Raw genomic sequence first — 22,818 nt, forward strand, 5'->3', positions numbered from 1 at the left:
CTGCCAGACAGATAAATCGCATCGGAATAATCCATTTAAAAAATGGCCGGTGGCGGCGTAGACTTTCGCGCGCACGATCCCCCTCGTTTTGCATCTGCACCCGATCGCACCCAGTCCAACAAGGAGACCCATGAGCTATATCGCCGACCCCTCCCGTTACGACGGCAAGATGCCGTATCGCCGCACCGGCCGCAGCGGCCTGCTGTTGCCGGCCATTTCGCTGGGCCTGTGGCAGAACTTCGGCGGCGTCGACAATTTCGAAACCGGCCGCGCCGTGCTGCGTCGCGCCTTCGATCGCGGCGTCACCCACTTCGACCTGGCCAACAACTACGGCCCACCGGCCGGTTCGGCCGAAGAGAATTTCGGCCGCTGGATGGCCAAGGATTTCGCGCCCTATCGTGACGAGCTGGTCATCTCCAGCAAGGCCGGCTGGCAGATGTGGCCGGGTCCCTATGGCGGCCCCAGCGGCGCGCGCAAGCACCTCATCGCCAGCTGTGAACAGAGCCTCAAGCGCATGGGCCTGGACTATCTCGACATCTTCTATTCGCACCGCGTCGATGCCGATACGCCCCTGGAAGAAACCATGGGCGCGCTGGCCCACCTGCATCGCCAGGGCAAGGCGCTCTATGTGGGGATCTCGTCCTATTCGCCCGAGCTCACGCGCAAGGCCGCCGCCATCCTCAAGAGCGAAGGCGTGCCGCTGCTGATCCACCAGCCCAACTATTCCATGCTCAACCGCAGCATCGAAGGCGGCCTCCTGCCGGCACTGCAGGAACTGGGCGTGGGTTGCATCGGCTTCTCGCCGCTGGCGCAGGGCCTCTTGAGTTCGAAGTACCTGGCCGGCGTGCCGGAAGGCGCGCGCGTCACGCGTGCACCGTCGCTGCCGCAGCGCATGCTCTCGGAAGACAACCTGGCGCGCATCCGCGCCCTGAACGAGATCGCCGGCAAGCGTGGCCAGACGCTGGCACAGATGGCCATCGCCTGGGTGCTGCGCGATGCCCGCGTGACGTCCGCCCTGATCGGTGCGCGCACCGTGGAGCAACTCGATGATTCGCTGGATGCCGTGAAGAAGCTCGACTTCAGCGCCGAGGAACTGGCCCAGATCGACCGCCATGCCACCGATGGCGATGTCGACCTGTGGAAGGTGTCGTCCTCCATCACCTGAGGCGACCAGCCTGAGCAGGAAAGTCCGGCAGGCCTGTACCGTGCATGCGGTACAGGCCTTTTCATTGCGGCTCTCCGCTACGAATTACATCTTGAAGCCGCCTACCAGCGTGGACAGACGATGCGCCTCGTCCTGTAGCGACTTGGCGGCGGCGGCAGCTTGCTCGACCAGTGCCGCATTCTGCTGCGTACCTTCATCGATATGGGTGATGGCCAGGTTGACCTCCTGGATGCCGCCATTCTGTTCGGCGCTGGCATGGGCGATCTCGCTGACGATCACGCTCACGTCGCGGATGCTGGTGACGATCTGGTCCATGGTCTGGCCGGCCTTGGCCACCAGCACGCCGCCATCGGCCACCTTGGCCACCGAGTTGTCGATGAGCAGCTTGATTTCCTTGGCGGCCTGGGCGCTGCGCTGGGCCAGCGAACGCACTTCCGACGCCACCACCGCGAAGCCGCGCCCCTGTTCACCCGCACGGGCCGCTTCCACGGCCGCGTTCAGGGCCAGGATATTGGTCTGGAAGGCGATGCCATCGATGACCGTGATGATGTCGGCGATCTGGCGCGAGGAGGCGTTGATGGCTTCCATCGTCGCCACCACGTTGCCCACCACCTGTCCGCCCTCGGCGGCGATCTCGGAGGCGGTGCTGGCCAGCTGGTTGGCGCGCTTGGCGTTCTCCGAGTTCTGCTGCACGGTGGAGGTCAGCTCTTCCATGGCCGAGGCGGTTTCTTCCAGGGCACCGGCCTGTTGCTCGGTACGCGCCGAGAGATCCTGGTTGCCGCTGGCGATCTCGGTGGAGGAGATCTTCACGGTATCGCTGCTGCGGCGCACGTCCTGCAGGATGCCGGTGATCTGGTTGACGAACTGGTTGAAGGAGTGCGAGATCTGGGTGACCTCGTCGCGGCCTTCTTCTGGCAGGCGCAGGGTCAGGTCGCCATTGCCGGAGGACAGGCTGTCCATGGCGCGGCGCACGCGCGACAGGCGCAGGAACACCGCCGCCGTGATCAGGCTCATGATGCCGGCGGCCACCAGCGCCACCACCACCAGGGCGATCACCGCCGAGCGCATGGCATTGCGCATGCCGGCGGTCACGTCGGACTTGTCCATGGCCAGCAGCAGTGTCCACTCGGTGCCCTTGATGGGGATGCCCTTGATCAGCTTGGTCGCGCCGTCCAGCGCCATTTCGTTGGCCTTGCTATCGCTACCCTGGCCACCCAGGCTGGCCAGGCGTTCCGGGGTGAGTTCGGCATTCCATTCCTTGGCCGGCTTGTTGACCCACTGGCCGTCCGGATGGGCCAGCATCAGGCCATCACGGTCGACCAGGAAGGCGAAGCTGGCCGGGGTCGGGTGGATGGAGCGCACCACGTCCGAGACGCCGTCCAGGAACATCGCCGCCGCCACCACACCGGTGCGCTGGCCATTCTGCATGACCGGGGCGGTGAAGGACACCATCGGCTTCTTGGTCGCCACGTCGGTGTACGGCTTGGTCAGCACCGGCTTGCCGGCGGCCACCGCCTGCTTGTACCAGGGCCGGGCGGTCGGGTCGTAACCCGCCGGCAGGCCCTCGGCGGCTGAGGTGAAGGCGGTCTTGTCTTCGCGCCCCAGGGTGGTGACGTAGAAGCCGCCGCTCTTTTGCAATTGCTTGATCACGAACACCGGATCGGCCTGCGAGACACCGTCGGCCGAGGCCACCGTCATGGCCGTCCTGGCCGCAACCCATTCGTCGATGGTCGAGCCGAAGCCGCTGGCCACGGCCTCGGCGTTGCGCTCGATGGAGCGGTCATTGTCGACCTTGATGATGAAGAAGGAGACGGTGCCCACGACGGCCAGGCTGGCGACCAGCAGGGTGATCGTGTAGAACAGGATGCGCGCTTTGATGGTGTTGAACATGGTGGAGTCTCTGGAGGAGTTAGCGTTATATCCGTCAGCGGCCCGTGTTGTTGTTCTTGGATGCGGATGGCGGGCCGGTGCATGAGTGTGGCTGCGCGGCGTACAGGCACAAATGGGGAATACAGCGGCTTTTCACCGTCTATTGATGTAATCGCCAATGGACGGCGATTCTGTAAATGAATTGTCAGGAAAATCGGGCTGAAATCCCCGTCCAGCAAGGATTGTTCAGTGCAGCAGATGCCTGCTTACTAACTTTGTGCGAGTGCGGGACGAGATCGTTTCCACGTTCAGGACAGCAATTCACGCAGCAGGTCCTTGCGCGGTCCCGAGGGCGGCTCGACCATCAGCGCCTGTTCCACATGCAGCAGGTGATGTTCCATCAGTTCCACCGCCCGGTCGGCGTCGCCGGCACGGGCGGCGGCGATGAAGGCGCTGTGCTCCTCGTTGGAGCAGGCAGCATCGCGGCTGGACTGGTAGAGCATGGTGATGAGGGCGCTGCGGCCGGCCAGCTTTTCCAGGATATCGGTCAGTACCTCGTTCCCCACGATCCTGGCCAGCAGGATGTGGAAGTCGCTCAGGAGGCTGGAGCGCACCTGCATGTTGGCATCCTTGACGGCCTGCCGTTCCTGCTCCAGGTGGGCGTCCAGTCGGGCGTAGTCTTCCGCGGTGGCGCGTGCCACGAATTGCCGCACCATGGCCGCCTCCAGCGTGCGCCGCACGAAGAAGATGTTGCGTGTCTCTTCCACGGTGGGCTTGCTGACGAAGGCGCCCTTGTCGGGGATCAGGTCCACCAGCTTGTCCTTGGCCAGCATCACCAGCGCCGAGCGGATCTTGGTGCGGCTGACCTGGTAGACCCGGGCCAGCGCTTCCTCGGGCAGCTTGGCGCCCGGCGGCAGGCGCTGTTCGGCGATGTTGGCGGCGATATCGCGGGCAATGGCGTCGGAACTGTCGGGGGCGGGCGCGGAATCGGTCATGGCAATGGAAAGCGGCTTGGTCTGGGTGCCACGGGGGCGATGCTGCCTATTGTACCCACTGTCCCCGCTGCACCCCTGACTATCCATGCCACCCACCCTGTCCATGCCCATGCGCGCGCCGCCTCGCCCGGGCTTACGCCTGGGCGTGTCCACCGACGATGTGCGGCACCTGCACGGGCTCGCTGTCGTCCACCAGCGGTGCCAGTTGTTCGCCATTGAGCACGGCGCGGGCGCGGACCTTGTCGATATCCTTTTCCCAGCTGGCAATGACCACGGTGGCCACGCAGTTGCCCAGCAGGTTGCCCAGGGCGCGGGCGATACCGATGAACCAGTCGATGGACAGCACCAGCACCAGGCCCACCACGGGAATGGCGGGGATGGTGGTCAGCGTCGCCGCCAGGATCACGATGGCCGAGCCCGGCACGCCGTGCGCGCCCTTGGAGGTCACCAGGGCGATGGCCAGGATGGCCGCCAGGTCACCCATGGACAGGTGGGTATTGGTGGCCTGGGCAATGAACAGCGCCGCCATGGTGAGATAGATCGAGAAGGCATCCAGGTTGAACGAGTAGCCGGTGGGGATCACCAGGCCCACGGTGGATTTCTTGATGCCCATGTGCTCCAGCTTCTTCATGATCTGCGGCAGCACGCTATCGGAAGACGTGGTGGCCAGCACCACCACCAGCTCCTCGCGCAGGTAGCGGATCAGCTTGAAGATGGACAGGCCACTGGCACGCAGGATGCCGCCCAGCACCACCAGCACGAAGAAGATCACCGCGCCGTAGAACAGCAGCACCAGCAGCGCCAGCTGCTTGAGCGAGCCGATGCCGTACTTGCCGACCGTGAAGGCAATCGCGCCCAGCACGCCCAGGGGTGCCAGGCGGATGAAGAAAGACATGCACTTGAAGAAGGTGTCCGACAGTGCGCCCACCAGTGACACCACCGGTGCACCGCGTTCGCCGATCAGCAGCAGCGCGCAGCCGAAGGTCACCGAGATCAGCAGCACCTGCAGCACGTCACCGGAGGTGAAGGCGCTCACTGCCGTGGCCGGGATCAGCTTCATGATGAACTCGGCAAAGCCGGTTTCCTTGACCTTGCCGGCATTGGCCATGTAGCTCGACAGACTGCTGGCATCCAGGCTACCGGGGTCGATGTTCATGCCCGCACCGGGTTGCACCACCATCGCCAGCACCAGGCCCAGCAGCAGCGCAATGGTGGTCACCGCTTCGAAATAGATGATGGCCTTCACGCCCACGCTGCCGACCTTCTTCAGGTCAGAGGCGCCGCAGATGCCCTGCACCACCACACAGAAGACGATCACCGGAATGATCATCTTGATGAGCTTGATGAAGCCATCGCCCAGGGGTTTAAGACTTTGCCCGAAATCGGGCCACAACAGACCGATGATGATGCCACCGACCAGGGCAAGTACCACTTGCCCGAACAAGGACTTGAATAGTTTGCTCACCGTTGTCTCCAGTTATCGTTTTATTGAAAGTTTGCCAACGCTGGTGATTTTTTTGATGTGCGGTGGCGTCAGAAGACTATATTGCATACAAAAGTTGAATACAATAAAAATGTACAAAATAAATGTGCAGACAATCGAGACCTCGATCTGACTTATCCACAAGGAGACGCGATGAACGATGTTCCAGGGCAATTCCGCCACAGTGGCCGCCAGGCCATGCAGTGGGCCGAGCAGTTGGCGCAGCACAGTGAAGCGGCCGACATGCTGACCCGTACCTACCTCACCGGCGAGCACCAGGCCGCCGCCCGCCAGCTGGTCGAGTGGATGGAGCAGGCCGGCATGACGGTGCGGCGTGACAACGCCGGCAATGTCATCGGCCGCTATGACGCCCGGCCGGGCTGTGAATCGGCGCCAGCCCTGGTGACCGGATCGCACTTCGATACCGTGCGCAATGGCGGCAAGTACGACGGCAACCTGGGCATCGTCTTGCCGGTGGCCTGCATCGCCGAGTGGCACCGCCAGGGGCGACGCTTCGATTTTCCCGTCGAGGTGATCGGCTTTGCCGAGGAAGAGGGCGTGCGCTTCAAGGCCACCCTGCTGGGCAGCCGTACGGTGGCCGGCACGTTTGACCAGGCCGTGCTGGAGAACCGCGATAGCGCGGGCCTCACCATGCGCGAGGCCATCCGTGCCGCCGGCTTCGATCCCGAACGCATCGCCGCCGATGCCTGGCCGCGCACGGCGGTGGCGGCCTTCGTCGAGGTGCATATCGAACAGGGTCCGCTGCTGCTCAACGAAGACCTGCCGGTGGGTGTGGTCACCGCCATCTCCGGGGCCACGCGCTTCATGGCCGAGGTGCGCGGCCTGGCCGGTCATGCCGGCACGGTGCCCATGCACATGCGTCGTGATGCGGCCATGGCCGCTGCCGAGATCGGCCTGTATATCGAACGTCGCTGCAGCATCAAGCCCGGGCTGGTCGGCACCATGGGCATGCTGGAAGTAGTGCAGGGCGCGGCCAATGTGGTGCCGGGGCTGGCGACGTTTTCCATCGACATCCGCGCCGAACAGGATAGCGATCGCCTCTCGGCGGTGGCCGAGGTCTGCGCCGAGATCGAGCGCATCGCTGCGCGCCGCCAGGTCGAGATCACCCTGCGCCAGACCCATGAAGCCAGCAGCGTGCCTTGCGCACCGCGTCTGCAGCAGGCCCTGGCACAGGCGATCGCGGCGGCCGGCTGGCCGGTGCGTCACCTGCCCTCCGGCGCCGGCCACGATGCCATGGCGCTGGCCGCCATCGCCGATGTGGCGATGCTGTTCGTGCGCTGTGGCAATGGCGGCATCAGCCACCACCCCGACGAGACCATGACTGAGGACGACGCCGCCATCGCGGCCCAGGTCTTCAGCGGCCTGGTCGAGCAGTTCCAGCCCTGAGCCGTGCACGGCAAGTAGCAGGCTCACCCAGTACAACTTTTACGGATCAAGGATCAAGACGATGCACACCATCACCATCGACGGCTTCAACCTCACCGCCCAGCAAGTCATCAGCGTGGCCCGCGCGCCGCACCTGAAGGTGGCCCTGGCCGACTCTTCCCGCGCTGCCTTGAAGCAAAGCCGCGACTACATCGAAAGCACCTGGATGCACGATGAAGCGCCGATGATGTACAGCTTCAACACCGGCGTGGGCCTGCTCAAGGACACCCGTATCAAGGTCGAGCACATCGAGCTGTTCCAGACCCAGATGATTCGCGCCCACAGCGGCGGCATCGGCGAGCCCTTCTCGGAAGAGGTCAGCCGCGCCACCATGCTCTTGCGCGCCAATGCCTTCGCCTCCAACTATTCCGCGCCGCGCGTGGAAGTGGTGGATCGCCTGCTGGCCTTCATCAATGCCGGCATCCACCCGATCATGCCGCAGAAGGGCTCGGTGGGCGCCTCCGGTGACCTGGCACCGCTGGCCTACCTGGCCGCCGCCATCGCCGGCTTCGACGAGGCCGAGGTGATGTACCAGGGCCAGCGCATGCGCGCCACCCAAGCCATCGAGCTGGCCGGCATCGGCCCGGTCAGGTTCGACCTCAAGGCCAAGGATGCCTCGGCGCTGATCAACGGTTGCACCGCCTCACTGGCCGTGGCCATCCTGGCCGCGCACGATGCCCGTCACCTGCTCACCGATGCCTGCCTGTCGCTGGGCCTGACACTGGAAGCGATGCGCGCCGAGATGGCGGCCTTCGATCCGCGCATCCAGCAGGCGCGTCCGCATGCGGGCCAGATCAAGACGGCGGCGGTGATCCGCACGCTCCTGAAGGGCTCCACCCGCACCACCCATGAGGCCCGTGCCGTGCAACTGCCGGACGAACTGCGTCGCACCGACATCCCCTATACCGCGCGCATCCAGGACGTCTATTCGCTGCGCTGCGCGCCACAGGTGTATGGCCCGGTGTTCGATGCGCTGGACTACATCGACACCATCATCGAGAAGGAGACCAACTCCGCCACCGACAATCCGCTGATCTTCAACAAGGAAGACGGCGAGGGCTTCGAGATCATCTCCGGCGGCAACTTCCACGGCCAGTACCTGGCGCAGGCGATGGATTTGCTGGCCATGGCCATCACCGACCTGGGCAGCATCTGCGAGCGCCGCATCGCCCGCCTGATCGACCCGACCCTGTCGTGGGGTTTGCCACGCAACCTGATGAGCGGTATCCGTGGCGTGAACACCGGCTATCCGGTGGTGCAATGCTCGATGAGTTCGCTGGTGATGGAAAACCGCACCCTGTGCATGCCGGGTAGCGTGGACAGCATTCCGTCCAAGGGCAATAGCGAAGACCACATCTCCAACTCGACCTGGTGCGCGCGCAAGGCCATGACGGTGGTGCAGAACACGCAATACATCGTCGGCGTGGAAATGCTGCTGGCCGCGCAGGCGCTGACCATGACCGAGGATTTGCTGAAGGGCTTCGAGCTTGGCCAGGGCACGCAGGCCGCCTATGCGGAAATCCGCCGCCAGATCCCGGCTTGCCTGGACGGGGATCGCTGGTTCCATGACGACATCCAGGCGGCGCATCGCTTCGTCACCACCGGTTCGGTGCGGGAAGCCGTCATCGCCCGTATCGGACACATCGTCTGAGGCCATTGCTGACCGCCGCTGACCGTGTGATACCGTGCTGCAGAAATGGTCAGCAAATAAACCCGGAAGTGGCTGCCAGCAAGGCATCCCGACGTATGCAGTAGTGACTGGAATCGCCGTGCACGGTCAACGTGGCGGCGATTTTTTTTTGCCTCTTCCCGTCGCAATGGCAGGCCTGCCAAGACCGTGCGCGACAGGGGCAAGCACTCATGCGAGAGGGGGACATGGATATCAAGAACATCAGGATCAGTACCCGACTGACGATTGCCTTCAGCGTCTTGCTGGTGGTCATGGGGATCATTGCGGTGGCTGGATTGATCGGCTTGTACAGCGCGGGGGCAGCCAGCAAGGAGATCGTGGACGAACGCTATGCCCGCATCGCCCTGTTAACTAGTTTTTCCGTATTTCATTGATACGTCTATCAAATCTCATACGATTTAATCGACCTCTATTTTCAGAAGATATTCGATAGGCTCCCACATGAAATCAGCGTTCAATGTCATAGGAGATTTTCTCGGCATGCGGATATTGAAGTTCGGAGAGCCAATAGCTTCTCACTAGTCTCCCTTGCGATTTCAGAAATCAATAAGGGGGAGTAAGCATGCCGGGAAAGTAAGAAGGTCTAGAGTTGATCGGTGTGAGGCTTGTGGGCTGCATCAATAGTCAGACGGTCTATCGACTTGGATTAGCTAAGAGATTGTTGGGACAATATTTTTAGGAGCAGCTGTTGATTTGCATTGAAAACTGACCCACTTTCCCAGGAAATTTGCATCCAAAGTTGACCCATGTTTAGACCACAATCCTGCTCATCACAGCGAGCGGGAGAACGGAGTGATAGACGTGGCCCTACTTGGAATTATTCGACGCTGGTACATCAGAGACCGCATCTCAATTCGGGAAATCGCCCGCAGGCTCGACATTTCCCGCAACACTGTTCGCCGCTACATCCGATCCGATGTCAGCGAACCCGCTTATCCAGCAAGGCGTTCGCCAAGCTCGCTCGATGAATTCACCGCCAGGCTCTCCGCCTGGCTCAGCGCAGAGGCGATCAAATCTCGGAAGCAAAGAAGGACCCTGAAACAGATGTTCCTGGACTTAAGAGAGCTGGGATATGAGGGGTCGTATGACCGGGTGGCTGCCTTCAGCAGGCAATGGAAGGTGGGTCAAATGGAGAGGGTCAAATCTGCGAGCAAATCAACAAAATGGGGAAATATATTGATGAACTGGGCAATTCTGCAGGCTCAATGCTCAAACCTCTCCAAAATTGAATTTTGGTCCGATTCCAGATTTCACCGAGCCCATCGGTACTTTGAACGTTTTGGCTTTCGACATGACGGCCGTGTTAGAGAGATGGATGACGGAAATATGCCGTATAGCGAAAAATATTTTTCTGTTGATGTTGAAAAGTTGACGCTCGTGGAGCCGTATTTTCCTTCTTTCATCAAGTAGTCTTGGAGGGGAGGTCAGCCAAGCCGGTGCGGGGGGGGGCAAGGCCATGGCTGGTGATGGCGGGGACTGGGAACAGTGCTAACTAGGTGCCGGCTCAGGCTCGCAACTGCACCACCCCCGGAAAGGCAATCCGCACCACCAGGCCCTGCCCTGAACGCGGGGTATCCAGCGTCACGCTGGCGTGGTGCAGGGCGGCGATCTCGCGCACGATGGACAGGCCCAGACCGGTGCCGCCCGGGTTGACATGCTGGGTGGCGCCGGCCCGGTAGAAGGGCTCGAACACGCGCTCCCGCTCGGCTTCGGCGATGCCGGGGCCATTGTCTTCCACCTCCAGTACCGCGCCGGTGGGCTGGCCGGCCGCGCTGGCGGCGCGCACGCGCAGGGTGACCTGGCCCTGGGGTGGGGTATAGCGCAGGGCATTGTCCAGCAGGTTGACTATCAGCTCATGCAACAACAGCGCATTGGCCTGGATGCCGATGTCGCCTTCTTCATCGAAGGCCAGGGCGATGCCGCGTTCCACCGCCAGCTGCGACAGCTCCAGCGCCACCTGGCGGGCCGCATCGGTGAGCGAGACCCAGGTAGTGCCACCTTCGGCGGCGCCATGCTCGGCGCGTGCCAGCGTGAGCAGCCGGTTGGCCAGCTGCACCGCCGAATCGGTGGTGCGGGCCATGCCCTGCACCAGCTCGCGCATCTCGTTGGCGTCAAGTTGCTCGCGGCGCAGTTCGCGCAGCGTCAGTTCGGCCTGGGTCTTCAGGACCGTCAGGGGCGTGCGCAACTGGTGGGAGGCATCGGCGATGAAACGGCGCTGGCCATTGATGAGGGTCTGCAGCCGTTCCATGTAGCCGTTCATGGCCAGCACCAGCGGGCGCATTTCCTTGTGCACCAGCGCCGGATCGAATCCGGACAGGTCGGTGGGCGAGCGCGACTCCACCTCGCCGCGCAACTGCATCACCGGACGCAGCACGAAGCGCACCGCAAACCACACCAGCAGGGCCGCCACCGTCACCAGCGTGCCTTGCCGCCACAAGGTATCGAAGAGGATCTTGCGCGTCATGCCATGGCGCCCCTCCATGGTCTCGCCGACCTGGATCAGGGCGATGCCGCGCATGCTGTCGTCATACACCGGTTGCAGCAGCGCCGCGATGCGGATGGGCTGGTTGTGATAGTCGGCTTGGTAGAAGCGCACCAGCGCAGGGTAGACCTCGGAGCGTTTCACCTCCGGTGGCACCGGCGGCAGGTCGCCGTAGCCCGACACCAGTTCCCCCTCCAGTCCGGTGACCTTGTAGTAGATGCGACCCAGGGTATCGGTCTCGAAACTGTCCAGCGCCACGTAAGGCACATCGGCCGTGACGCGGCCATCGACGATGGCGACCCGCTCGGCCAGCGCGCGGGTGGAGGCCAGCAGCGAGCGGTCATAGGCCAGGTCGGCCACTTCCAGTGCGTTGTAGTAGACCGAGACCGCATCCACCGCCACCAGCAGCGTGAGCGGAATCAGCAGCCAGCGCACCAGCTGGCTGCGCAGGTTACCGAGGCGGCGCACCGCCTGGGTCATGGCACGACCTGCAACAGATAGCCCAGGCCGCGCAGGGTGGTGATGCCCACGCGGCCGGGGCCACCCTGCTCCAGTTTCTTGCGCAGGCGGTGGATGTAGATCTCGATGGCATCCATGCTGGCGTTGTTCTCCAGCGAGAAGACCTGCTGGAACAGCTTTTCCTTGGGCACGGTGTGGCCATTGCGCACCATCAGCGCTTCCAGCACGGCATGCTCGCGTGGGGTCAGTGCCAGCAGCTCGCCGCCATAGCTGAAGGTGCGCGAGATGGTGTCGAAGCTCAGTGCGCCACAGGTGAGGGTGAGCGCTTCATTGTTCTGCGAACGTCGCAACAGCGCCTTGATGCGCGCCTCCAGCTCTTCCAGTTCGAAGGGCTTGGCGAGGTAGTCGTCGGCGCCCATGTTGAGGCCGCTGACGCGGTCGGCCAGGCCGCCGCGTGCGGTCAGGATCAACACCGGTGTGCGGTTGCCACGGCCGCGCATGCGCTTGAGGACTTCCAGTCCATCCATGCGCGGCAGCGTCAGGTCCAGGATCACCAGCGCATAGTCTTGCGTGAGCAGGAGGCTGTCGGCATCGGCGCCGTTGTGGGCGCATTCCACGGTGAGGTGGGCGTCGCGCATGGCCTTGGCCAGCCAGCGCGAGAGTTCGATATGGTCTTCAACCAGGAGGATGCGCATGATGCCGCCTTTTGATTTTGTCTTGTCGGTGTGGCGCACTGTCACAGTGTCATTGTGTCATTGTGCTGTGGCCACTTGTCTCAAGCGCGGATGCTAACAGATGGCCCGCCGTCTTTGAAACGTCAGCATCTGACAATTGCGGAAACTGCGTAGCGCGACAGGTACACCGACAGCTTCACTGAAAGCCGACTGAAAGGCTTTTCTTGTACGATGCGCCCATATTCAAAAAAACCATCCCGGAGACGCCGCATGACCTTCCATCCCGCAGCACCGCATCCCATCCTGTTCTGACCCGCCATGCAGGCGAGTCGCTGGCGCACTGTCTTGGCCGCATGCCTGCTGGCGTGCGTGCTGCCGTGCGCACTGGCGGTGGAGTGCATCGTACCGGCCAAGCCCGGTGGCGGCATGGATGCCTCGTGCAAGTTGTTGCGCCGGGTGATGCAGGAGCAGGGACGCAAGGACGCTTTCACTCTCAGCTACCTGCCCGGTGGCATCGGTGCGGTGGCCTGGGGCTCGGTGGCCGCGCAGCGACGCGGCGGGCCGGACAGCCTGGTGGCCTTCTCGGGCGGTTCCCTGCTGGGGCTGGCGCAGGGCAAGTATGGCCGCGCCGAAGTGGGTGACGTGCGCTGGGTCGCCGGCATCGGCATCGATCACGGCATGGTGGCCGTGCGCAGCGATGCACCCTGGCATGACCTGAAGCAGTTGCTGGAGGCCATGCGCAAGGATCCCGCCAGCATCACCGTGGGCCTGTCGGGCACGGTGGGCAGCCAGGACTGGCTGAAGTTTTCCATGCTGGCCGCGCGTGCGGGCATGGCGCCGCGCCAGTTCCGCTTCGTGGCGCTGGAGGGTGGCGGTGATTCCTTCGCGGCGCTGCAGGCCGGCCACGTGCAGGTGATCTCGGGGGACGCCTCGGAAGCCGCGCACTTCATCGCCGAAGGCCGCGTCAGGATACTGGCGGTGCTCTCGGAACAGCGCCTGCCGGGCCTGCTGCAGCATGTCCCGACGGCGCGCGAGCAGGGGTATGAGGTGGTGTGGCCGATCATCCGTGGCTTCTACATGAGCCCGCATGCCTCGGAGGCCAGCTACCAGCATTGGGTACGGTATTTCGACAAGGCCCTGGCCGATCCCGCCTTCGATCGCCAGCGCAGTCTGGGCGGCTTGCAGCCTTTTGCCATGACCGGCAAGCCGCTCTCGGATTACGTCGCGCAGACGGTGGCGCGATATCGCAAGCAGTCCCAGGAGTTGGGTCTGGTGCGCTGACAAGCATTGCCACACACGCCGCCAGGCGTGCCCTGTGGGCTTGCCGGCACCGGCCGTCTTACATCATCAAGGAGAATCCATGTTGCATCAACGTCGCCTGAGCCTGGCGCTCGGTCTGGCCCTCGCTTTGCCTGTCACTTTCAGCAGTGTGGCGCATGCCGACACACCGGCCGCTGCCCCGGCTGGTTATCCGGCCGACTACGCCAAGGTCATCGAAGGCGCCAGGAAGGAAGGCAAGATCGTGATCTACAGCACCACCGACTCCAAGGCCGCCGAGTCGCTGATCAAGGATTTCAGCGCGCTCTATCCGGCCGTCAAGGTCGAGTACAACGACATGAATTCCACTGAAGCCTACAACCGCTTCATCTCCGAAGCGGCTGCCGGTGGCGCCACCGCCGACGTGATGTGGTCGGCCTCGATGGACCTGCAGGTCAAGCTGGCCGCCGAAGGCTATGCGATGAGCTACAAGTCGCCCGAGGCCTCGCACCTGCCGGGCTGGGCCAACTGGAAGGACACCGCCTACGGCACCACCTTCGAGCCCGCCGCCATCGTCTATAACAAGCGCCTGGTGCCCGAGTCCGAAGTGCCGACCACGCACGCCGAATTCACCCAGCTGCTCACCAGCAAGCAGGACAAGTTCAAGACCAAGGTCACCACCTACGATATCGAGAAATCCGGCGTGGGCTTCAGCCTCATGACCTACGATCTCAAGTACAACCCGCAGTTCTGGGACTTTGCCAAGGCCATGGGTGGCGTGTCGGCACGCGTGCAATCGTCGACCGGCACCATGCTCGAACGGATCTCCTCGGGTGAAAACCTGATCGGCTACAACATCCTCGGCCCCTACGCCCTGGTGCGCGCCAAGAAGGATCCGTCCATCGGCGTGGCCTTCACCAAGGACTACAACCTGGTGCTCTCGCGCGTGATCTTCATCAACAAGGCCGCCAAGAACGTCAACGCCGCCAAGCTGTGGGTGGACTACATCCTCTCCAAGCGTGGCCAGACCATCATCGCCAATGACGCGCAGCTCTTCGCCATCCGTGGCGACGTCACCGGCGCGACCACCTCGGCCGAGCTGAGCAAGCAACTGGGTTCGGCCTTGAAGCCCATGCCGGTCTCCACCGAGCTGCTGGAATACCTGGACCAGAAGAAGCGCCTGGACTTCCTCAAGCAGTGGAAGGACGCCACCAGGAAGTAAGCCCTGCCGGGACGGGAACGCGATCCCGTCCCCGCGCAAGAAAAGCCTGAACGATTGACCGGGGTGGAGCGCAGCATCTGCTGCTCCCTCGCCCCCGCTTTGCCTGCGCATCCGTGAACCGTACTCCACCAGCCGAACCATAAGGCGAGAACATGCAATCCTCCACCACGCTACCTCGCAGCGACGCCACGCTGCCAGCCCGCCGCCTGCGCCTGAACTGGCCGCGCGCGCTGGTCGTGCTGCTGGCGGCACTGGCCATCTTCGTGCCGCTGCTGCTGATCTTCTACCAGAGCTTCCTGTCGGCGCCGTTCTTTGCGCCCGTCAAGGAACTGACCCTGGATTCCTACCGTTTCATCTTCGATGATCCCGACTTCCGCCAGGCCTTCATCAATGGCTTCACGCTGGCCGCCGGCCTGACCGTGATCGCCGTGCCGCTGGGCGGCATGCTGGCCTTCCTGATGGTGCGCACCGACCTGCCCGGACGCAACTGGATCGCCCCGGCCCTGATGGTGCCCATCTTCGTCTCGCCCATGGTGATCGGCTTCGGCTACGTGGTGTCGATGGGACCGGTGGGCTTCTATACCGTGTGGTTCAAGAACCTGCTGTCGGCCATCGGCATCGAGGGCGATCCCTGGAATATCTACGCCTTCCCCAGCATTGTCCTCATCGCCGGTCTGACCCACGTGCCGCACGTCTACCTGTACGCCTCCTCGGCCTTGAAGAGCCTGGGCTCGGACGTCGAGGAAGCCGCCCGCGTGGCCGGTGCCTCGCCGCTGCAGGTGGCGCTGAACGTGTCGCTGCCGATGATCATGCCGGCGCTGGCCTACTCCGGCGTGCTGGTGTTCTTCCTCGGCTTCGAGGTGTTCGGCCTGGTGCTGGTGCTGGGCGATCCGGAAGGCCACCTGGTCTTGCCGACCTATCTCTACAAACTCACCAACAAGCTGGGTACGCCGTCCTATCACCTCATGGCGGCGGTGGCCGTGTGCCTGGTGGCGGTGACCATGCCGCTGGTGATGATGCAACGCTGGCTGCTGCGCTCGGCCAACAAGTACGTGGCCATCAAGGGCAAGGGCGCGCGCCAGAAGGCGCTGCCGCTGGGCAAGTGGCGCTGGGTGGCCTTTGTGCTGATCGCGGCATGGCTGCTCTTCACGGTCGTGATCCCGCTTTCGGGCATCGCCTTGCGTACCTTCGTCTCGCACTGGGGCGATGGCGTGAACCTGGGCGAGGTGCTGACGCTGGAGAACCTGCGCAACGTCTGGGATCAGCCCTCGCTGGTGCGCGGCATCATCAACACGGTTCTGATCGGCGTCATCGGTGGTGCCCTGGCCGTGGCCTGCTATACCGCCATCGCCCTGGCCATGCATCGCAAGCAGGATGGCGTGACCCGCTTCCTCGACTACAGCGTGCTGGTGCCGCGTGCGGTGCCGGGCCTGCTGGCCGGCCTGTCCTTCCTGTGGGTGTTCCTGTTCGTGCCCTCGCTGCTGGATTCGGCCTTGAAGGGCATCGACAACCCCGTCGCCCTGTGGCTGGTGGAGAGCTTCATCCCGGCGCTGCGCGGCCTGCGCTCGACCATCTTCTCGGTCTGGCTGGCCTACTCGGTGGTGTGGATGGCCTATGGCCTGCGCCTGATCAATACCGCCCTGCTGCAGGTCGGGCCGGAACTGGAAGAAGCCGCCCGTGCCGTGGGCGCCTCGCGCTCCCGCGTCACCCGCGACGTCACCATCCCGCTGGTGCGCTATGGCCTGATCGGCGCCTGGCTGATGGTGTTCCTGATCTTCGAGCGCGAGTACTCCACCGGCGTCTACCTGCTCTCGCCGGGTACCGAGGTGATCGGCTCGATGATCGTCTCCATGTGGGCCGCAGGCGCGGTGGAACTGGTGGCGGCGCTGTCCTTCATCAACATCACGCTGGTGGCCGTGGGCCTGGGGATCGCGTTGCGCTTCGGCGTGAAGCTGCACGACTGACCCCGTCCGATTTGCACGCATCGGCGCCCAGCGTTGCGCCGATGCCTTGTTAGATTAAAGGAATCATCATGACCGAACTTTCCGTCAACGACCTGCACCTCGACTATGGCAGCGGCGCGCACGCCAATCCCATCCTCAAGGGCGTTTCCATGCAATTGCAGCGCGGCGAAGTGGTCGCCCTGCTGGGCCCCTCCGGCAGCGGCAAGACCACGCTGCTGCGCGCGGTCGCCGGGCTGGAGTCGCCCAAGGCTGGCACCATCGACATCGGCACCCGGCGCGTCTTCGATGGCGCGCGCGACTTCGAGATGCCCGCCGAGGAACGCAACCTGGGCCTGGTGTTCCAGTCCTATGCGCTGTGGCCGCACAAGACCGTGGCCGACAACGTGGCCTATGGCCTGAAGCTGCGCAAGACGTCGTCGGCCGAGATCGCCACCCGCGTCAAGGCGGTGCTGGCGCAGCTGGGACTGGGCCATCTGGGCGAGCGCTATCCGCACCAGCTCTCCGGCGGCCAGCAGCAACGCGTGGCGATTGCCCGCGCGCTGGTCTACAACCCGCAGGTGATCCTGCTGGACGAACCGCTTTCCAACCTCGACGCCAAGCTGCGCGAGGAGGCCCGCGCCTTCCTGCGTGAACTGATCGTGCGCCTGGGTCTGTCGGCGCTGATGGTGACCCACGACCAGGGCGAGGCGATGGCGATCTCGGACCGCATCCTGCTGCTCAACAACGGCCGCATCGAGCAACAGGGCAGCCCGCAGAGCATGTACCAGACCCCCAACACCCTGTTCACCGCCGAATTCATGGGCAGCAACAACAAGCTGGCCGCCGAGGTCGTCAGCCGCGACGGCGAGCGCGTCACCGTCAGGCTCGATGGCGGCACTGCCGTGGCGACCCTGCGTGGTCGCAGCGATGCCCAGCCCGGCCAGCAACTGACCGGCATCATCCGCGTCGAGCAGGTGCGCATCTCGGGCGAGCAGAGCGGCAATGCGATCCGCCTGCCGCTCTCCACCTGCATGTACCTGGGCGACCGCTGGGAGTGCCTCTTCAAGGTCGAGGGCGGCGCCGCCGGCGCGGTCGGCCTGCGCGCCTACGCGCCGCAGCGCCTGGACCAGGGCGAGTACTGGCTGTCGCTGCCGGAACAGGCGCTGTGGGCCTTCTGAGCAAGGCAGGACGCAGCCGTTCACGGCGAGCAATGAAGTACGGCGCGCCCGGCCACCCGCCGTGCGCGCCATTACCACGTCGGGTACCCACCGGCGTATGACCAGAAGACGCCATCGATGCCCTCGCATCGTCCGGCGCACATCAAACTGCTTTCAACCAAGGAGATTTCAGTGCAGAAGAAACACCTCGCGGCTGCCGCCGCACTCGCCACCCTGGCTGCCGCTGGCAGCGCCCAGGCACAGACCAGCGTCACCGTCTATGGCCTGATCGATTCGGGCGTGGAATTCGTCAACAACGCCAGCGCCAAGGGCGGCAGCGTGACCCGCCTGAGCTCGGGCACGATGAACACCTCGCGCATCGGCTTCCGTGGCACGGAAGACCTGGGCGGTGGTCTCAAGGCCATCTTCCAGCTGGAAAACGGCTTCAAGCTCGATACCGGCGCCCTGGATGGCGACGCCAACCAGCTCTTCAACCGCCAGTCCAACGTCGGCCTGGAAGGCGGCTTCGGTCGCGTGATCGCCGGTCGCTCGTTCTCGACCACCTATGACTTCATCCTGCCCTTCGACCCCATGGGTTACTCGGCCAACTATTCGTGGGTGACGTCGGCCGGTGCTACCGGTGGCCGCAAGGATGGCATGCCCACCGGCGTGTCCAACCTGGTGAAGTACCAGGGTGAATTCGGTGGCGTGAAGGTCGGCGCCATGTACGGCTTCGGCGAAGTCGCCGGCAACAACAGCGACAGCGCCAAGTACGGCGTGGGCCTGGGCTGGGGCACCGGTCCGTTCAGCCTGGCCGGTACCTTCGATCGCGTCAATGGCACTGCCGGCACCAACGGCGCCTACGACAAGACCACCACCGCCCACCTGGCCGGTGGCTACCAGCTCGACGATGCCTGGAAATTCAACCTGGGCTATCGCTACTACAAGAAGACCCTGGCCACCGGTGCCACCGACCTGCGCAGCGATTTCTTCTGGGGTGGCGCCAGCTACAAGGTCACGCCCGCCTTCACGGTCATCGGCACGGTCTACTACCAGAACATCAAGAACGTGACCAACGACGCCGACCCGATCATGTACTCGCTGCGTCTGAAGTACGCCTTGTCCAAGCGCACCGACCTGTACATGAGCACGGCCTATGCCAAGGCCAAGAACAACCAGCTGGTGGGTCTGTCGCGTGACGACGTGGGCTATGGCACCAGCCAGTTCGGTACCACGCTGGGCATGCAGCACCGCTTCTGATCGTCGTGGAAGAGGCCCGGCGCGTGCGCCGGGCAGGATAGTCTTGAGCCGTTATTGATCGGCGCGCACCGGGAGGGATGCCTGGTGCGCGCCGTTTTTTTGCTGCTGTCATTGAGTCCGGGTCAGCGCAGTTGCAGCGCATCGATGAGTTCCTCGTTGCAGCCGGTGCCGCCGCACTGGTTCGTCATCGACACCAGATTGGCACCCACCGTGAGCATGAACAGCAGGCAGGTCAGGATGCGTCCCCAGGGTCTGCGGTAAGGCCGATCCGGCGCTTCGGCACTTTGCAGCAACAGTAGGGTGGCCGGATACTCGGCGCTCTTGACGCCCAGCAGCACGGCAATGATGGTCACAGCCAGCAGGGCAAACAAGGCAGACAGCGTATAGAAATGCAGACCCAGCAGCATCGGCCCGTCGGCCTGCTGGCCTGGCAGTACATGCAGCGACATATGCCGTAGTGCGATTGCACCGGTGGCCAGCGCGCCCAGCAATGCCACGCCGTAGTGCGCGCTCTTGACGCCATGGCGCAGGTTCTTCATGAAGCCCATGCCGGTGAGGATGATGCCGGTACGCTCCAGCAGGCACAGGGAGTCGGGCGGCTCCTGCAGGGCTGAGTGGACATACAGGATCGTGCCGAGATAGCCGCAGATGGCTAGCAGGCACAGGGCATTGAGGATGATGCCACCCGGCAGGACCGGTTCGCGCGGTACGAAGACGACGGAGCGGTCCATGCTGTTTGCTCCCGCTCAGAACGTAAAGCCTGGCGGCTTGGCGAGATGGTTGCAGAACCACCACAGGACCAGACCCATCGTGGCCAGCCACAGGCTGTTGCTCAGCAGTCTCCAGCCCATGGCAATACCCATGACGGTCAGGAAGGCCAGCAGGAAAGGAAGATACATGAACATGGAGAAGGCAAGCCTTGAAGTGTGCTTCACATTGGCGTTGATGTTGTTGCGGTATCGTAGCCGAAGGGTTGCGTAAAGCTCGTCAAAATTCCTCGAATAAAATCGAGAATTCCCTACATTATTCACGTCGGGCCGGGATCATTGATTCCCCGCATTGACGCCAACAGCAACAACACTAGGAGAGACAGATGCAGCAACAACAAGTGACCAGCCCGGCTGGCCAACAGCAGGTGCGCCGCGTGGCGGTGGTCGGCACCGGGGTCATCGGCGCCAGCTGGGTGGCTTATTTCCTGGCGCGCGGACTGGAGGTGACGGCCACCGATCCCATGCCGGGCGCGGAGCAGAAACTGCGCGAGGCCGTGGCGCGCCACTGGCCCAGCCTGGAAGTGCTGGGACTGGCGCCGGGCGCATCGCAGCAGGGCCTGCGCTTTTGCGAGCGGCTGGAAGATGCCCTGGACGGTGCCGACTTCGTGCAGGAGAACGGCCCCGAGCGTGAGGATCTCAAGATCGCCCTGTTCCAGCGCATGGATGCGGCCCTGCCGGCCCATGTGATCCTGGCCTCCAGTTCCTCGGGCCTGCTGATGAGCAAGGTGCAGGCTGCCTGCACGCATCCTGAGCGGGTGGTGCTGGGCCATCCCTTCAATCCGCCGCACCTGATCCCGCTGGTGGAAGTCATCGGCGGCGCGCTGACCTCACCGCAGGCGGTGCAGGGCGCGCTGGACTTCTACACGGCCATCGGCAAGAAGGCCATCCATGTGCGCAAGGAGGTCAAGGGCCATATCGCCAACCGCCTGCAGGCGGCGCTGTGGCGCGAAGCCTTCCACCTGGTCGAGCAGGGCGTGGCCAGCACCGAGGATGTCGATACCGCGATTGCCTACGGACCGGGCCTGCGCTGGGCGTTGATGGGGCCGTTCATGAACCTGGACATGTCCGGTGGCGAGGGTGGCATTGGCCACATGCTGGACCACCTGGGGCCCCCCATCGAAAGCTGGTGGGCCGACCTGGGGACGCCGGCCATCACCGAGTCGCTCAAGGCGACCCTGCGCGAAGGCGTGGCGCAGCAGATGCAAGGCAAGTCCGCCGTCGACATCGCCGCCGAGCGCGACCAGCTGCTGGTGAAACTGCTGGCCGCCAAGCGCCAGACCAAGTTCATCCCCTGAACCGGACAGGAGGGATGGCGCGCGGCCTCAGCGGCGCTTGCGCCGCGACGGCGCCATCTCCCGCATCAGCGCCACGAAGCGCTGCGCCCCCAGGCCCAGGGGGCGGTCCTTGCTCCACACCACATCCACCCACAGCCTTTGCTGGTTGCTGATGTTGTCGAAGTCGATCACGACCAGCGTGCCGGCCTCGATCTGCGGCTGCACCAGGCTGTGCGGCAGGTAGGCCCAACCCAGTCCCTCGCGCACCAGCGACAGCGTCGCCAGGTGGTTGTCGGTACGCCAGATCTGCCGCGCCAGGAAGAAACGCGGATCCGACACGCTGGCATCGCGGCTGGCCACGGCGATCTGGCGGATGTCGTAGAGGTCTTCGTAGCGCAGCTTGCGCTTCTTGCGACGCAGGGCCGGATGCTCGGGAGCGATCACCGCCACCAGCATTTCGCTGCTGAATTCCTGGAAGGCTTCGCGGTCGTTGCCGGCATGGCGCTCGAACACCAGCGCCAGTTGCGCGGTGTTGTCATAGAGCATGCGCATGGCGTCGGCCTGGGGCGAGGACAGCACCTCCACCTCCAGAGACGGGAACTCATCGGCCAGTACCGCCAGCGGCCGGGCCCACGGCACCGACAGCAGTTCCGGGGCTACCGCCAGGGTGAGCTTGCGCTCCAGTCCCTGGTGCATGGCCAGGGCGTGCGCGTCGAGCTGGCGCAGGGTGCTGGCCAGCAGCCGCGCATCGGGCTCCAGCGCGCGTGCCATGTCGGTGGGGCGCGCATCGCGCGCGGTGCGGTCGAACAGCACCAGGTCCAGCTCTGCCTCCAGCTGGCTGATGGTCATGCTGACCGAAGAGGGGACCCGGCCCAGCTGGCGCGCAGCCGCCGAGAAGGAACCACTGTCGAGCACGGCCAGGAAGACCCTGACGTTGTCGCTGGAGAAAGCCATGGTGGTTTTTACCTATCAGAAAAATTGAAAGAAGCTGATTTCTTCTATCAAAAATTAAACCATAGAATGCTTCCGTACCCAAGGCCCGGTCCTGTTTGTCTTATCCACAGCCAGCGCCAGACCTGCCATCAGGAGAAAACCATGCAAGGATTCAAACGCAAGCTCGTCTATGCCTGCCTGTTCGAGGCGCTGGCGATCGTCTTTACCACCTTCGGCCTGGCCGTCATCGCCGGCCACGACAGCGCGCACTCGACCGCGGCGGCGGTGGCTTCGTCGACCGTGGCCTTCCTGTGGAATTTCATCTTCAATGGCCTCTTCGAGCGCTGGGAGGCGCGTCAGAGCGTGCGCGGACGCAACTTCGCCCGCCGCGCCGCCCATGCCATCGGTTTCGAGGGTGGGCTGGTGCTGATGCTGGTGCCGCTGTTCGCCTGGTGGCTGGACATCAGCCTGTGGGATGCCTTCGTGCTGGACCTGGGGCTGATCGTCTTCTTCATGGTCTATACCTACCTCTTCAACCTGCTGTTCGACCGCGTCTTTGGCCTGCCCAGCTCGGCCATGCCGGTCACTGCACCGTGCCCTGTGCAATCGCACTGATGGCGCGCTGGTCGGGGTGGTCAGCCGAGACTGGCTAGATCCTCACACGGAATTTCTCAGGCCTGTGTAGAATTCGGGAAAAGGCGCGCAGACGCCAACCGGTCTCCACGACCAGAAAGAGGTT

20 protein-coding genes are annotated in these 22,818 nt (G+C 63.8%); 12 read left to right on the top strand and 8 right to left on the bottom strand.

From position 1 onward, the window contains the following. The first annotated feature begins 130 nt into the window (after positions 1–130). On the top strand, positions 131–1,165 hold the full coding sequence (gene mgrA / locus ACIPHN_RS04980) for an L-glyceraldehyde 3-phosphate reductase (RefSeq protein ID WP_400433634.1): 1,035 nt from the start codon (positions 131–133) through the stop codon (positions 1,163–1,165). A gap of 84 nt (positions 1,166–1,249) precedes the next feature. Here the strand turns inward: mgrA and ACIPHN_RS04985 are convergent, their stop codons facing one another. The 3 genes from ACIPHN_RS04985 to ACIPHN_RS04995 form a co-directional block, all read right to left on the bottom strand. Further along, positions 1,250–3,055: a methyl-accepting chemotaxis protein gene (locus ACIPHN_RS04985; protein WP_400433637.1), complete on the bottom strand. Its 1,806-nt coding sequence runs from the start codon at positions 3,053–3,055 to the stop codon at positions 1,250–1,252. 287 nt (positions 3,056–3,342) lie between these two features. Then, positions 3,343–4,029: a GntR family transcriptional regulator gene (locus tag ACIPHN_RS04990; protein ID WP_400433640.1), complete on the bottom strand. Its 687-nt coding sequence runs from the start codon at positions 4,027–4,029 to the stop codon at positions 3,343–3,345. Positions 4,030–4,162: 133 nt separating this feature from the next. Next, positions 4,163–5,494 carry a C4-dicarboxylate transporter DctA gene (locus ACIPHN_RS04995; RefSeq protein WP_400433643.1) on the bottom strand — a complete coding sequence of 444 codons (1,332 nt, stop codon included), beginning with the start codon at positions 5,492–5,494 and terminating at the stop codon, positions 4,163–4,165. Between the two features lie 171 nt (positions 5,495–5,665). Here ACIPHN_RS04995 and ACIPHN_RS05000 point away from each other — a divergent pair, with 171 nt between their 5' ends. The 4 genes from ACIPHN_RS05000 (at position 5,666) to ACIPHN_RS05015 (ending at position 10,058) form a co-directional block, all read left to right on the top strand. Next, positions 5,666–6,919, top strand: coding sequence for an allantoate amidohydrolase (locus tag ACIPHN_RS05000; protein WP_400433646.1), 1,254 nt, complete (start codon positions 5,666–5,668; stop codon positions 6,917–6,919). A gap of 61 nt (positions 6,920–6,980) precedes the next feature. Next, positions 6,981–8,609, top strand: coding sequence for a histidine ammonia-lyase (gene hutH, locus ACIPHN_RS05005; RefSeq protein ID WP_400433648.1), 1,629 nt, complete (start codon positions 6,981–6,983; stop codon positions 8,607–8,609). Between the two features lie 224 nt (positions 8,610–8,833). After that, positions 8,834–9,022, top strand: a complete 189-nt coding sequence (locus ACIPHN_RS05010) for an MCP four helix bundle domain-containing protein (RefSeq protein WP_400433651.1) — start codon at positions 8,834–8,836, stop codon at positions 9,020–9,022. Between the two features lie 427 nt (positions 9,023–9,449). Further along, entirely contained in the window at positions 9,450–10,058 is a 609-nt protein-coding gene (locus tag ACIPHN_RS05015) for a winged helix-turn-helix transcriptional regulator (protein ID WP_400433654.1), read from the top strand. A gap of 94 nt (positions 10,059–10,152) precedes the next feature. On the opposite strand, the gene ACIPHN_RS05020 is transcribed toward ACIPHN_RS05015, so the two are convergent. Further along, positions 10,153–11,610: a sensor histidine kinase gene (locus tag ACIPHN_RS05020; protein ID WP_400433657.1), complete on the bottom strand. Its 1,458-nt coding sequence runs from the start codon at positions 11,608–11,610 to the stop codon at positions 10,153–10,155. After that, positions 11,607–12,284 carry a response regulator gene (locus tag ACIPHN_RS05025; protein ID WP_400433660.1) on the bottom strand — a complete coding sequence of 226 codons (678 nt, stop codon included), beginning with the start codon at positions 12,282–12,284 and terminating at the stop codon, positions 11,607–11,609. The genes ACIPHN_RS05020 and ACIPHN_RS05025 overlap by 4 nt, the downstream gene beginning before the upstream one ends. Positions 12,285–12,581: 297 nt before the next feature. Between ACIPHN_RS05025 and ACIPHN_RS05030 the strand changes: the two genes are divergently transcribed. From ACIPHN_RS05030 to ACIPHN_RS05050, 5 genes are all read left to right on the top strand, one after another. After that, entirely contained in the window at positions 12,582–13,544 is a 963-nt protein-coding gene (locus tag ACIPHN_RS05030) for a Bug family tripartite tricarboxylate transporter substrate binding protein (protein ID WP_400433663.1), read from the top strand. A 79-nt stretch (positions 13,545–13,623) separates the two neighbouring features. After that, positions 13,624–14,742, top strand: a complete 1,119-nt coding sequence (locus ACIPHN_RS05035) for an ABC transporter substrate-binding protein (RefSeq protein ID WP_400433666.1) — start codon at positions 13,624–13,626, stop codon at positions 14,740–14,742. A gap of 152 nt (positions 14,743–14,894) precedes the next feature. After that, positions 14,895–16,706 (top strand): ABC transporter permease, encoded by a 1,812-nt coding sequence (locus tag ACIPHN_RS05040; RefSeq protein ID WP_400433668.1) that lies wholly within the window; start codon positions 14,895–14,897, stop codon positions 16,704–16,706. Positions 16,707–16,774: 68 nt separating this feature from the next. Then, a complete protein-coding gene (locus ACIPHN_RS05045) occupies positions 16,775–17,863 on the top strand; it encodes an ABC transporter ATP-binding protein (RefSeq protein WP_400433671.1) in 1,089 nt (362 codons plus the stop codon). Positions 17,864–18,034: 171 nt separating this feature from the next. Further along, a complete protein-coding gene (locus ACIPHN_RS05050) occupies positions 18,035–19,102 on the top strand; it encodes a porin (protein ID WP_400433674.1) in 1,068 nt (355 codons plus the stop codon). 122 nt (positions 19,103–19,224) lie between these two features. Here ACIPHN_RS05050 and ACIPHN_RS05055 read toward each other — a convergent pair whose 3' ends face one another. After that, positions 19,225–19,833, bottom strand: coding sequence for a disulfide bond formation protein B (locus ACIPHN_RS05055; RefSeq protein WP_400433676.1), 609 nt, complete (start codon positions 19,831–19,833; stop codon positions 19,225–19,227). A gap of 15 nt (positions 19,834–19,848) precedes the next feature. After that, positions 19,849–20,007 (bottom strand): hypothetical protein, encoded by a 159-nt coding sequence (locus ACIPHN_RS05060; RefSeq protein WP_400433679.1) that lies wholly within the window; start codon positions 20,005–20,007, stop codon positions 19,849–19,851. A gap of 188 nt (positions 20,008–20,195) precedes the next feature. Here ACIPHN_RS05060 and ACIPHN_RS05065 point away from each other — a divergent pair, with 188 nt between their 5' ends. Continuing rightward, positions 20,196–21,167 carry a 3-hydroxyacyl-CoA dehydrogenase NAD-binding domain-containing protein gene (locus ACIPHN_RS05065; protein WP_400433682.1) on the top strand — a complete coding sequence of 324 codons (972 nt, stop codon included), beginning with the start codon at positions 20,196–20,198 and terminating at the stop codon, positions 21,165–21,167. A 27-nt stretch (positions 21,168–21,194) separates the two neighbouring features. Here ACIPHN_RS05065 and ACIPHN_RS05070 read toward each other — a convergent pair whose 3' ends face one another. Beyond that, positions 21,195–22,100, bottom strand: a complete 906-nt coding sequence (locus ACIPHN_RS05070; RefSeq protein ID WP_400433684.1) for a LysR family transcriptional regulator — start codon at positions 22,098–22,100, stop codon at positions 21,195–21,197. A 141-nt stretch (positions 22,101–22,241) separates the two neighbouring features. Here ACIPHN_RS05070 and ACIPHN_RS05075 point away from each other — a divergent pair, with 141 nt between their 5' ends. Then, positions 22,242–22,694 (top strand): PACE efflux transporter, encoded by a 453-nt coding sequence (locus tag ACIPHN_RS05075; protein ID WP_400433687.1) that lies wholly within the window; start codon positions 22,242–22,244, stop codon positions 22,692–22,694. Positions 22,695–22,818 lie beyond the last annotated feature (124 nt).

Source organism: Herbaspirillum sp. NPDC087042 (genome assembly GCF_044745245.1).
Classification (GTDB): domain Bacteria; phylum Pseudomonadota; class Gammaproteobacteria; order Burkholderiales; family Burkholderiaceae_D; genus Herbaspirillum.

What these genes read in the sequence shown, in the direction of transcription:
- mgrA (WP_400433634.1), top strand. Translation starts at nt 131, where the DNA reads ATGAGCTATATCGCCGACCCCTCCCGTTACGACGGCAAGATGCCGTAT.
- ACIPHN_RS04985 (WP_400433637.1), bottom strand. Translation starts at nt 3,055, where the DNA reads ATGTTCAACACCATCAAAGCGCGCATCCTGTTCTACACGATCACCCTG.
- ACIPHN_RS04990 (WP_400433640.1), bottom strand. Translation starts at nt 4,029, where the DNA reads ATGACCGATTCCGCGCCCGCCCCCGACAGTTCCGACGCCATTGCCCGC.
- ACIPHN_RS05000 (WP_400433646.1), top strand. Translation starts at nt 5,666, where the DNA reads ATGAACGATGTTCCAGGGCAATTCCGCCACAGTGGCCGCCAGGCCATG.
- hutH (WP_400433648.1), top strand. Translation starts at nt 6,981, where the DNA reads ATGCACACCATCACCATCGACGGCTTCAACCTCACCGCCCAGCAAGTC.
- ACIPHN_RS05010 (WP_400433651.1), top strand. Translation starts at nt 8,834, where the DNA reads ATGGATATCAAGAACATCAGGATCAGTACCCGACTGACGATTGCCTTC.
- ACIPHN_RS05020 (WP_400433657.1), bottom strand. Translation starts at nt 11,610, where the DNA reads ATGACCCAGGCGGTGCGCCGCCTCGGTAACCTGCGCAGCCAGCTGGTG.
- ACIPHN_RS05025 (WP_400433660.1), bottom strand. Translation starts at nt 12,284, where the DNA reads ATGCGCATCCTCCTGGTTGAAGACCATATCGAACTCTCGCGCTGGCTG.
- ACIPHN_RS05030 (WP_400433663.1), top strand. Translation starts at nt 12,582, where the DNA reads ATGCAGGCGAGTCGCTGGCGCACTGTCTTGGCCGCATGCCTGCTGGCG.
- ACIPHN_RS05035 (WP_400433666.1), top strand. Translation starts at nt 13,624, where the DNA reads ATGTTGCATCAACGTCGCCTGAGCCTGGCGCTCGGTCTGGCCCTCGCT.
- ACIPHN_RS05040 (WP_400433668.1), top strand. Translation starts at nt 14,895, where the DNA reads ATGCAATCCTCCACCACGCTACCTCGCAGCGACGCCACGCTGCCAGCC.
- ACIPHN_RS05045 (WP_400433671.1), top strand. Translation starts at nt 16,775, where the DNA reads ATGACCGAACTTTCCGTCAACGACCTGCACCTCGACTATGGCAGCGGC.
- ACIPHN_RS05055 (WP_400433676.1), bottom strand. Translation starts at nt 19,833, where the DNA reads ATGGACCGCTCCGTCGTCTTCGTACCGCGCGAACCGGTCCTGCCGGGT.
- ACIPHN_RS05060 (WP_400433679.1), bottom strand. Translation starts at nt 20,007, where the DNA reads ATGTTCATGTATCTTCCTTTCCTGCTGGCCTTCCTGACCGTCATGGGT.
- ACIPHN_RS05065 (WP_400433682.1), top strand. Translation starts at nt 20,196, where the DNA reads ATGCAGCAACAACAAGTGACCAGCCCGGCTGGCCAACAGCAGGTGCGC.
- ACIPHN_RS05070 (WP_400433684.1), bottom strand. Translation starts at nt 22,100, where the DNA reads ATGGCTTTCTCCAGCGACAACGTCAGGGTCTTCCTGGCCGTGCTCGAC.
- ACIPHN_RS05075 (WP_400433687.1), top strand. Translation starts at nt 22,242, where the DNA reads ATGCAAGGATTCAAACGCAAGCTCGTCTATGCCTGCCTGTTCGAGGCG.